13 protein-coding genes and 1 pseudogene are annotated in these 14,122 nt (G+C 62.5%); 10 read left to right on the forward strand and 4 right to left on the reverse strand.

Annotated features, from left to right (window positions below; translation table 11 throughout):
• Positions 1-132: 132 nt before the first annotated feature.
• The 7 genes and pseudogenes from N2597_RS00565 to N2597_RS00595 form a co-directional block, all read left to right on the forward strand.
• Positions 133-1,194, forward strand: a pseudogene (locus N2597_RS00565) (ABC transporter permease); the annotation flags it as partial.
• A 5-nt stretch (positions 1,195-1,199) separates the two neighbouring features.
• Entirely contained in the window at positions 1,200-1,982 is a 783-nt protein-coding gene (locus N2597_RS00570; protein ID WP_183599074.1) for an ATP-binding cassette domain-containing protein, read from the forward strand.
• The gene (locus tag N2597_RS00575) at positions 1,979-2,611 is read left to right on the forward strand and encodes a nucleoside triphosphate hydrolase (protein ID WP_183599072.1); all 633 of its coding nucleotides are present in this window, start codon (positions 1,979-1,981) and stop codon (positions 2,609-2,611) included. The genes N2597_RS00570 and N2597_RS00575 overlap by 4 nt, the downstream gene beginning before the upstream one ends.
• 81 nt (positions 2,612-2,692) lie before the next feature.
• Positions 2,693-3,739 (forward strand): dihydroorotase, encoded by a 1,047-nt coding sequence (gene pyrC / locus N2597_RS00580; RefSeq protein ID WP_183599070.1) that lies wholly within the window; start codon positions 2,693-2,695, stop codon positions 3,737-3,739.
• 179 nt (positions 3,740-3,918) lie between these two features.
• A complete protein-coding gene (locus N2597_RS00585) occupies positions 3,919-5,097 on the forward strand; it encodes a GGDEF domain-containing protein (protein WP_183599068.1) in 1,179 nt (392 codons plus the stop codon).
• Between the two features lie 202 nt (positions 5,098-5,299).
• Positions 5,300-5,836: a glyoxalase superfamily protein gene (locus N2597_RS00590; RefSeq protein WP_096762961.1), complete on the forward strand. Its 537-nt coding sequence runs from the start codon at positions 5,300-5,302 to the stop codon at positions 5,834-5,836.
• A 411-nt stretch (positions 5,837-6,247) separates the two neighbouring features.
• On the forward strand, positions 6,248-6,487 hold the full coding sequence (locus N2597_RS00595; protein ID WP_077991147.1) for a hypothetical protein: 240 nt from the start codon (positions 6,248-6,250) through the stop codon (positions 6,485-6,487).
• 199 nt (positions 6,488-6,686) lie between these two features.
• Here N2597_RS00595 and N2597_RS00600 read toward each other — a convergent pair whose 3' ends face one another.
• Positions 6,687-7,184: an anthrone oxygenase family protein gene (locus N2597_RS00600; protein ID WP_183599066.1), complete on the reverse strand. Its 498-nt coding sequence runs from the start codon at positions 7,182-7,184 to the stop codon at positions 6,687-6,689.
• Positions 7,172-7,996 carry an NmrA family NAD(P)-binding protein gene (locus N2597_RS00605; RefSeq protein WP_183599064.1) on the reverse strand — a complete coding sequence of 275 codons (825 nt, stop codon included), beginning with the start codon at positions 7,994-7,996 and terminating at the stop codon, positions 7,172-7,174. Before N2597_RS00605 ends, N2597_RS00600 begins: the two co-directional genes overlap by 13 nt.
• A gap of 101 nt (positions 7,997-8,097) precedes the next feature.
• Between N2597_RS00605 and N2597_RS00610 the strand changes: the two genes are divergently transcribed.
• From N2597_RS00610 to N2597_RS00620, 3 genes are all read left to right on the forward strand, one after another.
• Positions 8,098-8,751: a TetR/AcrR family transcriptional regulator gene (locus tag N2597_RS00610; protein WP_183599062.1), complete on the forward strand. Its 654-nt coding sequence runs from the start codon at positions 8,098-8,100 to the stop codon at positions 8,749-8,751.
• Positions 8,752-8,825: 74 nt separating this feature from the next.
• Complete coding sequence (locus tag N2597_RS00615; RefSeq protein WP_096762957.1) at positions 8,826-9,515, forward strand: orotate phosphoribosyltransferase; 690 nt, start codon at positions 8,826-8,828, stop codon at positions 9,513-9,515.
• A gap of 62 nt (positions 9,516-9,577) precedes the next feature.
• Positions 9,578-10,504: a carbohydrate kinase family protein gene (locus N2597_RS00620; RefSeq protein WP_096771969.1), complete on the forward strand. Its 927-nt coding sequence runs from the start codon at positions 9,578-9,580 to the stop codon at positions 10,502-10,504.
• An 88-nt stretch (positions 10,505-10,592) separates the two neighbouring features.
• Here N2597_RS00620 and otsA read toward each other — a convergent pair whose 3' ends face one another.
• Both otsA and pgi read right to left on the reverse strand, forming a co-directional pair.
• Positions 10,593-12,017, reverse strand: a complete 1,425-nt coding sequence (gene otsA, locus N2597_RS00625; RefSeq protein WP_183599059.1) for an alpha,alpha-trehalose-phosphate synthase (UDP-forming) — start codon at positions 12,015-12,017, stop codon at positions 10,593-10,595.
• 446 nt (positions 12,018-12,463) lie between these two features.
• Entirely contained in the window at positions 12,464-14,089 is a 1,626-nt protein-coding gene (gene pgi / locus N2597_RS00630; RefSeq protein ID WP_096771971.1) for a glucose-6-phosphate isomerase, read from the reverse strand.
• Positions 14,090-14,122 lie beyond the last annotated feature (33 nt).

The following is a 14,122-nucleotide window of genomic DNA, read 5'->3' on the forward strand; positions in this document are numbered from 1 at the left end:
AAGTGGCCGGGGCTTGATCCCCGGCCGTTTTGGACGGACGATGTGCCGTCACCCCACCGGCTAAGCAACGAACGGATGACAATGGGTGGCGGCCTCCGCGCGGGTTCGGCGCGCGGATGCGGAGGAGGAACCATGACCGGAGCACAGGAATTCGAACGCGTTCTCGACGGCAGCGACAAGAACGTCGCCTCCTTCGAGCACCAGGGCGTCCCGCTGATCAAGCGTGCGCAGCATTTTCTGCACTCGACGCCGGCCGCCGTGCCGCTCATCGTGCTGGTGCTGGCGATCATCATCTTCGGGATAACGCTCGGCGGACGGTTTTTCTCGTCCTACACCCTGACACTGATCCTGCAGCAGATCGCCATCGTCGGCATTCTCGGCGCCGCCCAGACGCTGGTCATCCTGACGGCCGGCATCGATCTTTCGATCGGCGTCATCATGGTGATCTCGGCGGTTATCATGGGCAATGTCGCCATCACCTACGGCATACCGACGCCTATCGCGGTCGCAGCCGGCATGCTTGTCGGCGGTCTCTGCGGCTTGCTGAACGGCTTCCTTGTCGCCTTCATGAAGCTGCCGCCCTTCATCGTCACGCTCGGCACCTGGAACATCGTCATGGCGACGAATTTCATCTATTCCGCCAATGAGACGATCCGCGACGCCGATGTCGACGCCCAGGCTCCGCTGCTGCATCTTTTCGCCGCAAGCTTCAGGCTCGGCACCGCCGTGCTTACCCTCGGCGTCATCGCCATGGTGCTGCTCGTCCTGCTGCTCTGGTATGTGCTCAACCACACCGCCTGGGGCCGGCATGTCTATGCGGTAGGCGACGATCCGGAAGCGGCCAAGCTCTCCGGCATCCAGACCAAGAAGGTGCTGCTCACCGTCTACACCATATCGGGCGTCATCGCCGCCTTCGCCGCCTGGGTTTCGATCGGCCGCAATGGCTCGATCTCGCCGTCCTCGGCGGTCACCGATTATAACCTCCAGGCGATCACCGCGACCGTGATCGGAGGCATCTCCCTCTTCGGCGGACGCGGCTCCATTCTCGGCACCCTGTTCGGCGCCATGATCGTCGGCGTCGTGTCGATGGGCCTCAACATGCTCGGCGCCGACCCGCAATGGAAAGTCCTGCTGACGGGCGTGCTGATCATCGCCGCCGTCGCCATCGATCAGTGGATCAGAAAGGTTTCGGTGTGGCCATGGCTGTCGAACCCATTCTCACCGCCCGCGGTCTCGTCAAGCGTTATGGACGCGTGACCGCGCTCGACAATGCCGATTTCGACCTCTATCCGGGCGAGATCCTCGCCGTCATCGGCGATAACGGCGCCGGCAAGTCCTCGCTCATCAAGGCGATCTCCGGCGCTGTCACCCCCGACGAGGGAGTGATCACGCTGGAAGGCCGGCAGGTGCATTTCCGCTCGCCGATGGAAGCGCGAGAGGCCGGCATCGAGACCGTCTATCAGAACCTCGCTTTGTCGCCGGCGTTGTCGATTGCCGACAACATGTTCCTCGGCCGCGAGATCCGCAAAAAGGGCCCGCTCGGCTCGCTGTTCCGCATGCTCGACCGGCCGGCGATGGAAAAGCTGGCGCGCAACAAGCTCTCCGAACTCGGCCTGATGACCATCCAGAACATCAACCAGGCGGTGGAGACGCTGTCGGGCGGCCAGCGCCAGGGTGTCGCCGTCGCCCGCGCCGCCGCCTTCGGCTCGAAGGTCATCATCATGGATGAGCCGACCGCGGCTCTCGGCGTCAAGGAAAGCCGCAAGGTGCTGGAGCTGATCCTCGATGTGCGCGCCCGCGGCCTGCCGATCGTGCTGATCTCGCACAACATGCCGCATGTCTTCGAGGTGGCCGACCGGATCCATATCCACCGCCTCGGCCGGCGCCTGACGGTGATCAATCCGAAGGAATACACCATGTCGGATGCCGTCGCCTTCATGACCGGCGCCAAGACGGTGCCGACGGAGCCGGTTGCGGCATGAGTGTACGCATCGACGAAATCGCCGGCGAGGTTCTTAGCCGCGCCGGCGACGCCAGACGTTTCCTGATCGGCATCGCCGGGCCGCCGGGTTCGGGCAAGTCGACTATGGCCGACAATCTGGCAGCGGCGCTGAAGGCAAAGGGCGAAAGCGCCGCGGTCCTGCCGATGGACGGCTTCCACATGGACAATGCCATCCTGATCGAACGCGGCCTGCTGGCGCGCAAGGGCATTCCCGAGACCTTCGACGTCCGCGGCTTCCTCGATATCATCGCCGCCGTCAAGCGGGCCGACCAGGAGGTGCTGGCGCCGGTCTTCGACCGTTCGCGCGAGCTCGCCATCGCATCGGCCCGGCCGATCGATCCGAACGATCGCTTCATCATCGTCGAGGGCAATTATCTGCTGTTCACGCAGGGCAAATGGGCCGAACTCGACGGCGTCTTCGATTTCACCATCATGCTGGCGCCGCCGATCGAGGTGCTCGAGGAGCGCCTCTGGGCCCGCTGGCGCGGTTATAATCTGAGCGAAGAGGCGGCCAGCGCCAAGGTCTACGGCAACGACCTGCCGAACGGAAGGCTGATCCTGGAACACCGCCGCCCGGCCGATGTGACGCTGGAGATCGCGCTGACGTAATGCCGCGGCGCATGAATCGATTTCAATGCGGCCCGCTTTAGTGCTATCGAGGCCGCAGACGCATCGCTTCGGAGGTCTGCCATGCAATCGATCACCATCCGCCGTCCCGACGACTGGCACCTGCATCTGCGCGACGGCGCCATGCTGGAAGGCGTGATCGCCGATACGAGCCGCACCTTCGCCCGCGCCATCATCATGCCCAATCTGGTGCCGCCTGTCGTCACCACGGTGGATGCGACGGCCTATCGCGATCGCATCCTGAAAGCCCTGCCGGCCGGCCACCGTTTCCAGCCGCTGATGACGCTTTATCTCACTGAACATACCAGCGCTGACGATGTCGAGGCGGGGGCGGAAAGCGGCCTCATTACCGCCGTCAAGCTTTATCCCGCCGGTGCCACCACCAATTCGCACGGCGGCGTGCGCGACATGGAAAAGGCGATGCCGGTGCTGGAGCGCATGGCGAAGATTGGCCTGCCGCTCTGCGTCCATGGCGAAGTGACCACCCCCGAAGTCGATATTTTCGACCGCGAGGCCGTCTTCATCGATACTGTGCTCGATCCGCTGCGCCGACGCCTGCCGGAGCTGAAGGTGACGATGGAGCATGTGACGACCGCGGACGGCATCGAATACATCAAGGCGGCCAAGGCCAATCTCGCCGGCTCGATCACCACCCACCATCTGATCATCAACCGCAACGCCATCCTCGTCGGTGGCATCAAGCCGCATTATTACTGCCTGCCGGTCGCCAAGCGCGAAAACCACCGGCTGGCGCTGCGCGCCGCCGCCGTGAGCGGTAATCCCCGCTTTTTCCTCGGCACGGATTCGGCCCCGCATGTCGACCCCTTGAAGGAATGCGCCTGCGGCTGCGCCGGCATCTATACCTCGATCAACACGATGAGCTGCCTTGCCCATGTCTTCGAAGAGGAAGGCGCCCTGGACAAACTCGAAGCCTTCGCCTCGCTGAACGGGCCGGCCTGGTATGGGCTTTCGCCGAACGAGGAACGCATCACCCTGTCAAAGCAGGCCGATCCGGTCGTTTTTCCCGCTAAGATAGAAACAGGCGCGGGCCCTGTTACCGTGTTCGACCCGATGTTTCCCTTGCATTGGCAGGCCGCGGCTTCGGCGTAGGTCGTCCCGAATTCAATTTTAAATCGAAAATTTATCATTATCTCCGGCGCGACGTTAAACGCGTAACATTTGCATTGTGCGGTGCATCATTTGTTAACGGATGCATAAGACAGTCCTCGTCGCGGACCCGATGAGTTGCCCATATCCCGACGCGGCAACAGCTGCGGAGACTGAAGAGCATGACGCTTGACTATAACTCCCTCCTGCTGGCGCTCGGTGTCTCCGCGGCGTGTCTTGCCGTGACCCTGATGGGCAGCTGGCTGGTCCGCCGGGCCGAAACCGTGTTGCTGACCGCCACCATCGGCCTCGTCTTCGTGGTCAGCGGAATCTTCGTCTACAGCGCCTATGTGAATAGGCCGCAGATATGGCTCGGCGTCGCCAGCTTCGTGCTGTTCCATGCCGGTTTCGCCACCATCTGGGGCGCCGGCAAGCAGTTCCTCACCGGTCGGCTGCCGATCCCGGCCCTTGCCATCCGCGCCCTGGCCGCGATGATCTTTTCGGTCGTGCCGATGCTGGCAGGTTATGACGGCCTGGCCTTCATCGCCGATAATCTTGCGATCGCCCTTCTGCTTTTCGCCACCGCCCGGCAATATTGGCTCGCCCGCGCCGAGGCGCCGGCGCCGATCCTCGGCATCGCCGCACTCTATACGCTGACGGCGATCTCCTTCGTGCTCTGTGCCGGCGTGCTGATTGCCGACGGCAAGCTGGTGCTCGGCGCAGCACCCAACAATTGGGCCGAAGATCTGAGCCTCGCCGTCTGCATCGCCGGCATGACCGGGATCGGCGCCCTGTCGCTGGCGCTGCATCAGTGGCGGCTTGCCGCCCGCCATCGTCTTGAGGCGATCACCGATCCGCTGACCGGCCTGCTCAACCGCCGCGCCGTCTTCGACCAGTATGGCACGCGCCCCATGGGTTCGACCGCCGCCGTCATCGTCTTCGATATCGACCATTTCAAATCCGTCAACGACCGTTATGGCCATGCCGCCGGAGACCGCGTGATCACCGTCTTCGCCGACGAACTGACCGCCCACTGCCGCCCCGGCGACACCGCTGCCAGGCTCGGCGGCGAAGAATTTGCGCTGGTGCTGAAGGAGATCATGCCCGGCCGGGCTGAACTGACGGCTGAGCGAATCCGCCGGGCCTTCGAGGCGCGCGAAATCCCGATCGACGGCGACGTGCTGAAATGCACGGTCAGCGTCGGAGTGGCGCCCGGCCGCTCTACGCCGCTCGATTTCGATGCCATGCTGAGCGCCGCTGACAAGGCGCTTTACGCCGCCAAGCGCGGCGGCCGCAATCGCGTCGAGCTTGCCGGCCACCTGCAGGCGGTGCCCCTCGAGGTATCGCGCACGGCGTCTTGATCCCGGACTGCGCGTCTCTTAGTATCGGCCTCGGCCAGATGCGGCCAGCCGCCCCGCGACGCCGACGTTTTGACAATGGCGTTATGGTGAATGCATCCCGATACCAACCTTCACATCCCTTGCCGTTTGGCGATCGATGGCGAACGGGTCAGCAGACGCGGGCACTGATCTTCCTGTTTGCCGCCAACGGAAGGATGACATCATGCGCGATTTTCGCGATGCCAAGCTCATGGCAAAGACTTTGCGGCAGGCCCTTGCCGACCGCGACATTTCCCTCACTCACAGCGAGACCCTCGAAATCGTCGCCCGGCAGTTCGGGCTCGACCAATGGAATATCCTCTCGGCGAAGATCGAGGCGGCCGGGGCCTCGCCTTCGGCTATCGGCATAGAGCCGCCGACGCCGATCTTCCGCATCTTCTCGGTCGAGAAAGCCATGGAGTTCTATTGCGGCTTCCTGGGTTTCCACCTCGATTGGGAGCACCGCTTCGGCGAAAACTTCCCGCTCTATTGCCAGGTCTCGCGTGACGGCATGGCGCTGCATCTGAGCGAACATTCCGGCGACGCCAGCCCCGGCGCCAAGGCCTTCGTCCGCGTGGCCAATGTCCGCGCCTACCACGCCGAACTCGCCGGCAAGGACTACCGCTACATGAAACCCGGCGTGGAGGAAGCGCCCTGGGGACTGGAGATGACCGTCACCGACCCCTTCAGCAACCGCATCGCCTTTTGCGAGCAGAGATAGGCGGAGCACTGACAAGGTCCGCGCGGTCTCCCACCAAGTCAGTTTAAGCGGATGGCTTCGTGACACGGCGTATGCGCTGTGAATGGGTTTCTCCTGCCCACCCCACCTCCGTCATGCTCGGCCTTGAGCAGCCTTGAGCCGAGCATCCACCGCATCCATCAGCAGCAGTCACATGGATCCCAGGCTCAGGGCCTGGGATGACGGAGAGTGTGGTTGGCATTCTCGCCAAACGCGGCCGTCAGCGTACAGAGACACACAAAAACGGGTGATTGCCGGCGCTTGCATCCGGGTGCTTTAAACCTACAGTTACAACAAGATATCGAGCCCGCGCTGAAGGGCTGATCGCCCGAGGTCACTTGTGACGGCGATTTTTCAACTCACAATAACTCCCAGCCGGCGGGCAGGAACAAAATGAAATATGTTTCAGTCTTGGTTTCAGCGCTTCTGTCGATCTTTTTCGGATGGCTGTTCTATGAAAGATATTGGAGGTTTCGAGATTGCATATCTCAAGCATTATCCAGTTGCCTCACGCCAGACGGTGGCAACCTGACGCAAGGCGGCTCCCTGTGGGGCGGTTTTGCAGGGTTGTTCCTGCTGCTCGCCATGATCTCGGCCTGGCGTATTTTCCGACGCCGGGACGCCGGTAAATAAACGGACGAAGGCGGGTGCGAAACCGCGGCAACCGCCAACGTCCCTAATCCTGAGGTGCGGAAGCCGGAGGCTGTAGCCTCGAAAGACAAGCCGCAACGCTGCTCCTGCATGCCTCCAACGCCGGCGCACCCGCCTCGCCCTTAGAGGCCCCTTTGGGGCCCCTCAGGATGAGGCTCTCTTGGCTGCCGGCGCCTGCTTCTCAAACCAGCATCAGCGCCCGCACGAAGGCGACTGAGGCAAGCAGCGAGGCGATCGTCCTGACATGGTTCCACCATGTCCAGTCCCTGAGATAGGTCGCCCAGAGCTCGGCCGCTTGCGGCTCTTTGCCGCTCACCTTCTCCAGCGCATCGTTCATCGGCACGTTGAAGACGATGGTCGAGACGAAAGAAGCGAGGAGATAGAGGGCGGCGCCTGCCAGCATCAGCGCCGACGCCCCGCCGCGCCAGTTGATCACCGCCATCACTGATATGACAAGGCAGAGGCTCGCCGTCGGCACGAAGAGCGCCATGAACGGCGAGCGGACGATCGTCACATTGATGGAGTTCATCGCCGCAATGCCCTGTTCTGCCGGGAGCCTGGAAAAGGCGGTCATGATGAAGGTCGAGAAGGCGAAGAAGATGCCGGCGACGAGACCGCTGCCGATTGCGGCGGCCACGAGGGAGATGATGAGAATGATCTGCACGGTCAGACGCTCCATATTCCGGTTGCCGCGGTCCGGCGGGCATATTCGCTGAAATCGGTGGCGGGGCGGTCAAGAATTTCGGCGACACCGCCCGCGGTGCCGGAGTTGCGCCCATCGAGCACCTGGCCGAAGAGCTCCTCCAGAAGATCGATCAGGCCCTGCGGCAGGCCGGCAGCCGCAAGCCCGCCGGTGAAATCCGCCATCGACACCTGCTCATATTCGATCGGCCGCCCAGTGGCTGCGGCGATTTCGGCGACCGCCTGGCGGAATGTCAGCGCTCGCGGGCCGGTCAGTTCGTAAATCTTGTTGCGGTGGCCGGGATCGGTCAAAGCGGCGACCGCCGCATCGGCAATGTCGTCGGCATTGATGAAAGGTTCCCCGATCTCGCCCGCCGGCAATTGCAGCCGGCCGCCAATGATCTGCTCGACAAAGGCGCCCTCGCTGAAATTCTGGCAGAACCAGGAGGCGCGCAGGATGGTGGCGTTGATGCCGGAAGCTTTCAGCGCCGCCTCGCTCCGCTGCGCGCCTTCTTCTCCGCGGCCAGAAAGCAGCACGATATGTTCGAGGCTGCATTCCACAGCGACCTTCGCGAGCGCTTCGATCGCTTCAGCCGCCCAGGCGACGGCAAGGTCCGGCTGGAATGCGACATAGGCGCTCGATGCGCCGTCAAGCGCGCCGCGCCAAGTCGACCTGTCCTCCCAGTCGAAGGGCCGTGCGCTTGAGCGTGATGCCGCGCGAATGGTGAGGCCGCGCTCTTCCAGGCGCTTGATGATGCGGCCGCCGGTCTTTCCCGATCCACCGACGAGGACGATTTCGGAAGTCTGCATGTCAAAACTCCTCCCAAATTTTGAAAACAAGAGAAACTCTCGTATTTGCAAAATGAGATAATCTCTCTTATTTTGTTTGTCAATGTGGAAAAGGAGAGAGCATGTCGGAACAGCCGGTCGCAACGCGCAAACGCCAGCAGGAGTCTACCGGCCAGCTGCGCCGCATTCCCAGCCAGCAGCGCGGCCGCGAGCGCTTCGAAAAGATCCTCACGGTGGCCGCCGAGCTGATCGAAAGCCATGGCAGCGACGGCTTGAAGATGAGCCAGATCGTCGAGAAGGCAGGCCTCTCCTTCGGCGCCCTCTACCAATATTTCCCCGACAAGAGCTCGATCATCCGGACATTGGCCGAGCGCTTCAACGAAGAGGGCAGGCGGTGTGTGGAGGAGGAACTGGCGAAGGTGAGGGACGTTTCGGCCGTCCAAGGCGCGCTCGCCAACATCGTCGACCAATACTACGCCTTCTTTCGCCGAGAGCCCGTTATGCGTGACATCTGGCATGCGACCCATACCGACAAGCTGCTGCAGCAGATCGATGCCGAGGACATGGAATTTCATGCTCGGACCTTTCTCGTCGTGCTCGTCCGCCTGTGGCCGCAGCGTGAATCCGGGGAGCTTCTGGCGATCGCGCGGCTGACGATGCAGCTTCTCGCTGCCGCAGTGCGCTATGCCGTTTCGTTGGAAGAGGAAGAGGGCGCCCAGGCGATCGCTCTGTTCAAGAAGATGCAGATCGCCGATATCGGCCGCCTGCTGAAGTGAATAGGTAAGCCTGCGTCTGGAAACCGAGGGCTCTTGCTGCTATTGCCGGAGACGCAAAGCCGAAGGAGAGCCGCATGATCCAGACCACATTTCCCGACCGCGCCCTGATGGCCGAACTGGTGGCCAAGATGCTCTGGGAGATCAAGGCGGTGCATTTCAATGCCGCTCAGCCTTACAAGCTCTCCTCCGGCATGGCGAGCCCGGTCTATATCGATTGCCGCAAGCTGCTCTCCTACCCGCGCATCCGTTCGACGGTCATGGATTTCGCCGCCAGCACGCTGATGCGCGACGCCGGGTTCGAGCAGTTCGACTGCATCGCCGGCGGCGAAACCGCCGGCATTCCCTTTGCCGCCCTGCTTGCCGACCGCCTCGGTCTGCCGATGGTCTATGTCCGCAAGCAGCCGAAGGGCCATGGCCGCAATGCCCAGATCGAAGGCAATATGCCGGAAGGGTCGCGCGTGCTGGTCATCGAGGACCTGACGACGGCCGGCGGCAGCATGTTCAAGTTCATCGATGCGGTGCGCGCCGCCGGCGGCATCGTCGATCACGGTATCGCGCTGTTCTTCTACGACATTTTCGGTCAACAGCGCTTTACCGAGGGCAAGGTGAAGCTGCATCATATCGCCACCTGGCGCAATGTTCTGGCCGTCGCCAGGGCGCAGAAGCTGTTCGACGACAAGACGCTCGAAGAAGTCGAGGCCTTCCTCGATGCGCCGCTCGCCTGGTCGGGAAGGAATGGTGGCGTCAGTGAGCTTTCGCTCTAGCCTTTTGACAAAAGCTCGCTTAATCGATTGAAGAACGCGTAAGTCCTGTTGGGAGGAATCCGATGATTTTGTGTTGCGGCGAAGCCTTGATCGACATGCTGCCGAGGGACACCACCCTTGGCGAAAAGGGCTTTGCCCCCTATGCCGGCGGCGCGATCTTCAACACCGCGATCGCCCTCGGCCGCCTCGGCATACCGACGGCCTTCTTCACCGGCATTGCCGATGACATGATGGGCGAAATCCTGCTTGCGACGCTGAAGGCCGCCAATGTCGACTACAGCCCCTGCGCCATCACGCAGCGCCCCTCGACGATCGCCTTCGTCAAACTGGTCAACGGCCAGGCGACCTATGCCTTCTACGACGAGGGTACGGCCGGCCGGATGATCACCGAGGCCGACTTGCCCGTCCTCGGCGATGATTGCGAAGCGCTGCATTTCGGCGCGATCAGCCTGATCCCGAGCCCCTGCGGTGAAACCTATGAAGCGCTTCTCGACCGTGAAGCCGAAAGGCGCGTGATCTCGCTCGATCCGAACATCCGCCCCGGCTTCATCAAGGACAAGCCGGCGCATATGGCCCGCATCAGGCGCATGGCGGCCAAATCCGATATCATCAAATTCTCCGACGAGGATCTCGACTGGTTCGGCCTTGAAGGCGACCATGACGCGCTCGCCGCCCATTGGCTCGCCCACGGCGCAAAACTCGTCGTTATCACCAAGGGCGCCGAAGGCGCTTCCGGCTATACCAGGGAGCGCAAGGTGACGGTGCCGAGCCAACGCGTTGCGGTCGTCGATACGGTCGGCGCCGGCGATACTTTTGATGCCGGCGTGCTGGCCTCGCTGAAGAGGGATAACCTGCTGACCAAGGCGCAGGTCGCTTCCCTCGACGAACAGGCGGTGCGCAACGCCCTGACGCTCGGCGCCAAAGCCGCCGCCGTCACCGTCTCCCGCGCCGGCGCCAACCCGCCCTGGGCGCATGAGATCGGGCTTTAAGTCCCTTCTCCCCGAGGGGGAGAAGGGGATATGCCGCAACGTCTTGACGCCGTTTCTCGTGCCGACCTGCACTGTTTTGCCGGAGGATTCACACTTCGCGCGGTCGCGCCTCTTGAGCCCCGCTCCGGTCGGAGCTCGGAACAGCCACCAAGTCCCGCAGGAAATCTTTGCACCAGAGCGAGACGTCGTGCGAGAGCAGATGTTCCATCATCCTGCTCCAACGGTCGCGGCGCTCCTCGAGCGACATGGCGAGCCCACGCGCAATAGCATTGGCGGTGCCTTCGATATCGTAGGGATTGACCAGCAGCGCCCCCTTCAGCTCCCGTGCGGCGCCGGCGAAGCGTGACAGCACCAAGACTCCAGGGCGATCCGGATCCTGGGCGGCGACATATTCCTTGGCGACGAGGTTCATGCCGTCGCGCAACGGCGTGACCAGCCCGATCGTCGCCAGCCGGAAAAGCCCGGCGAGTACATTGCGGCTGATCGATCGGTTGACATAGCGGATCGGCACCCAGTCGACCGTTCCGATGGCGCCGTTGACGCGGCCGGCCTGTTCCGCGACCATCTTCTGCATATGCTCGTATTCGGGAACTTCCGATCGCGATTTCGGCGTGACCTGCAGAAAGGTCACCTTGTTCTGATAGGCCGGATTGCCGGTGATGAAGCGCTCGAAGGCTTCCAGCCGCTGAATGATGCCCTTGGAATAATCGAGACGATCGACGCCGATGATCATGTCGCGGCCTTCGATGCTGCGCCGGGTCTTCTGGACCATGACGTTGTTGGCCGCTTTTTCGGCGAATTCTGCAAATGCCGCGGTCTCGATGCCGATCGGATAGGCGCCGGCCTTGAATATCCGCCCGTGCGAATCGAACAAGCCGTTGCCGAGGTCGTCGCCAATGCCCTCTCTTCTGAGATAACCGGCGAAATTCTGGAGGTCGTAATCGGTCTGGAAGCCGACGAGGTCGTAATGCGAGAGCCCGCGCATGATTTCCTCGTGGACCGGCATGGTGACGAGAATGTCGGCCGGCGGCCAGGGAATGTGCAGAAAGAAGCCGATCCGGTTCTTCAGTCCCATCTGGCGCAGTTCGGCGGCTAGTGGAATGAGGTGATAATCGTGAACCCAGATAATGTCATCAGGCTCGATCAACGGCGCCAGCCGGTGCGCAAAGAAGCGGTTGACGCGGAAATAACCGGCCATTTCCTTCCGGCCATATTCGGCGAGATCCAGGCGGTAGTGGCAGATCGGCCAGAGAACGCGGTTGGCAAAGCCGCGATAGTATTCCTCGACGTCGGTGTCGGTGAGGTCGGTCAGGGCATAGGTGATGTTGCCCTTCTGCTGTTGCGACAGCGCGCCCGGTTCCCTGTCGCCGCTCGACTCTCCCGACCATCCCATCCAGATGCCGCCGCGCTCCTGCAGGGCCGCCTGCAGCGCCACGGCCAGGCCACCGGCAGCGGAGCCGCCATCCTTGCTCGGCACGGGTACACGATTGGAAACGACGATAAGACGGCTCATGAGCTTCCTTCAGTTAAGATGGGACATGAAAACGCAATGTGATGAGCATCCTGGAGAACCGCTTGAATGTGGCGGGGAGGCTGGGCGGGCAGCGACTTCGAATGAGCCATCCGGACGAGGGGCGGAGGCCGGCGGGAACAATGGAACGGAGCGTCGTTCCGGGCTTGGTAGGCCATGTCGTCGGAAATACCCATTGCACAGAATTTGCTTGAATCTAGGGCGATTCCGAAAGAATGGAAGAATTCTTTCTACAATTTTCCTTTAGAAGAACATTTCATCCGGTTCCGCACGCCGAACCCGTCGCGCCGCAGCGGCGCGCCCCTGCCGATGTCAGTTTTGGCAATGATGATGTTGACGCCAATCACGGCGCCGGCTGGTCGACAGGCGCGCCGATCGAAGCCTGCCGGCGCGCCCTCCATCCACATACAGGGCGCGCCCTCGAGCGCCTACTTCGCCAGCTTCGCCAGCGCCGCAACCAGCCCTTGCGTCGAGGAATCATGACCTGCCGCGCTCTCCTTGCCCTCGACGACAGGCAGCAGGCCTGTCGCCAGTTCCTTGCCGAGCTCGACGCCCCACTGGTCGAAGGAGTTGATGCGGAACAGCACGCCTTCGACGAAGACGCGATGTTCGTAAAGCGCGATCAGCCGGCCGAGCGAATAAGGCGTCAGCTTGTCGTAAACGAAGGTGATCGACGGACGGTTGCCCTCAAAGACCCGGTGCGGGGCGATGAAATCGGCCTTCTTATCGTCCATGCCCTTGTCGGTCAGCTGCTTCTTGGCTTCCGCGAAGGTGCGGCCCTTCATCAGCGCTTCCGACTGGGCGAGGACGTTGGAGATCAGCAGCTGGTGCTGGTGGCGCAGCTCCGGCTCGAAGGCATTGGCGGCGATCATGAATTCGGCCGGGATGACGCTCGTGCCCTGGTGGATCAGCTGGTAGAAGGCATGCTGGCCGTTGGTGCCGGGCTCGCCCCAAACGACCGGCCCGGAATTGCCCTCGACCGGCGTGCCGTCGATGGTCACGCCCTTGCCGTTCGATTCCATGTCGAGCTGCTGCAGGTAGGCCGGGAAGCGCGACAGACGCTGATCGTAGGGCAGGATGGCGCGGGTGGGATAACCCAGCACGTTGCGGTGGTAGAAGCCGATCAAACCGAGCAGCATCGGCAGGTTTTCGGTAATGGGTGCCTTACGGAAGTGGTTGTCGACGGCATGTGCGCCGTCGAGGAATTTGCCGAAATTCTCCGGCCCGATCGCGATCATCAGCGGCAGGCCGATTGCCGACCAGATCGAGTAGCGGCCGCCGACCCAGTCCCAGAAGCCGAAGACGCGGGCGCTGTCGATGCCGAAAGCAGCGACCTTGTCGAGCGCCGTCGAGACGGCGGCGAAGTGGTGCTGCACGGCCGCTTCGCCGAGCGCCTTGGCGATGAAATGGCGCGCCGTCTGCGCATTGGTCATCGTCTCCACGGTGGTGAAGGTCTTCGAGGCGACGATGAACAGCGTCGTCTCCGGCTGAACCAGCTTCAGGATATCGGCGATATGAGCGCCGTCGATATTGGAGACGAAATGGGCGCGCGGGCCGTCATGGAAGGGGGCAAGCGCCAGCGTCGCCATGACGGGGCCGAGATCGGAGCCGCCGATGCCGATATTGACGACATCGGTGATCGCCTTGCCGGTCGCGCCCTTCAGAGCGCCGGAGCGGATCTCGTCGGCAAACTTGCCCATGGCGGCGAGCACCGCGTTGACATCGGGCATGACGTCCTTGCCGTCGACCAGAACCGGCGTGTTGGAGCGGTTGCGCAGCGCCGTATGCAGCACGGCGCGCTCCTCGGTGAAGTTGATCGCCTTACCAGAGAACATTTCCTCGCGCTTCTTCTCGACACCGCCTTCTTCGGCGAGCTTGACCAGCAGCTTCAGGATCTCGTCATTCACCGACGTCTTGGAAAAGTCCATCAGGAGGTCGTCGAGCGCGACGGAGAATCGCGAAAAGCGCTTGGGATCGGCGGCGAAGGCGGCACGGATATCGGTCGCCTGGGTAGCGGCCGCAGTGCTTTTCAGCTGTTCGACGATGGCGTTCATGGGGGACTCCTTTGGAGGCGGAAAGGTTGCGGA

The organism is Rhizobium sophoriradicis (genome assembly GCF_025200795.1).
Lineage (GTDB): Bacteria > Pseudomonadota > Alphaproteobacteria > Rhizobiales > Rhizobiaceae > Rhizobium > Rhizobium sophoriradicis.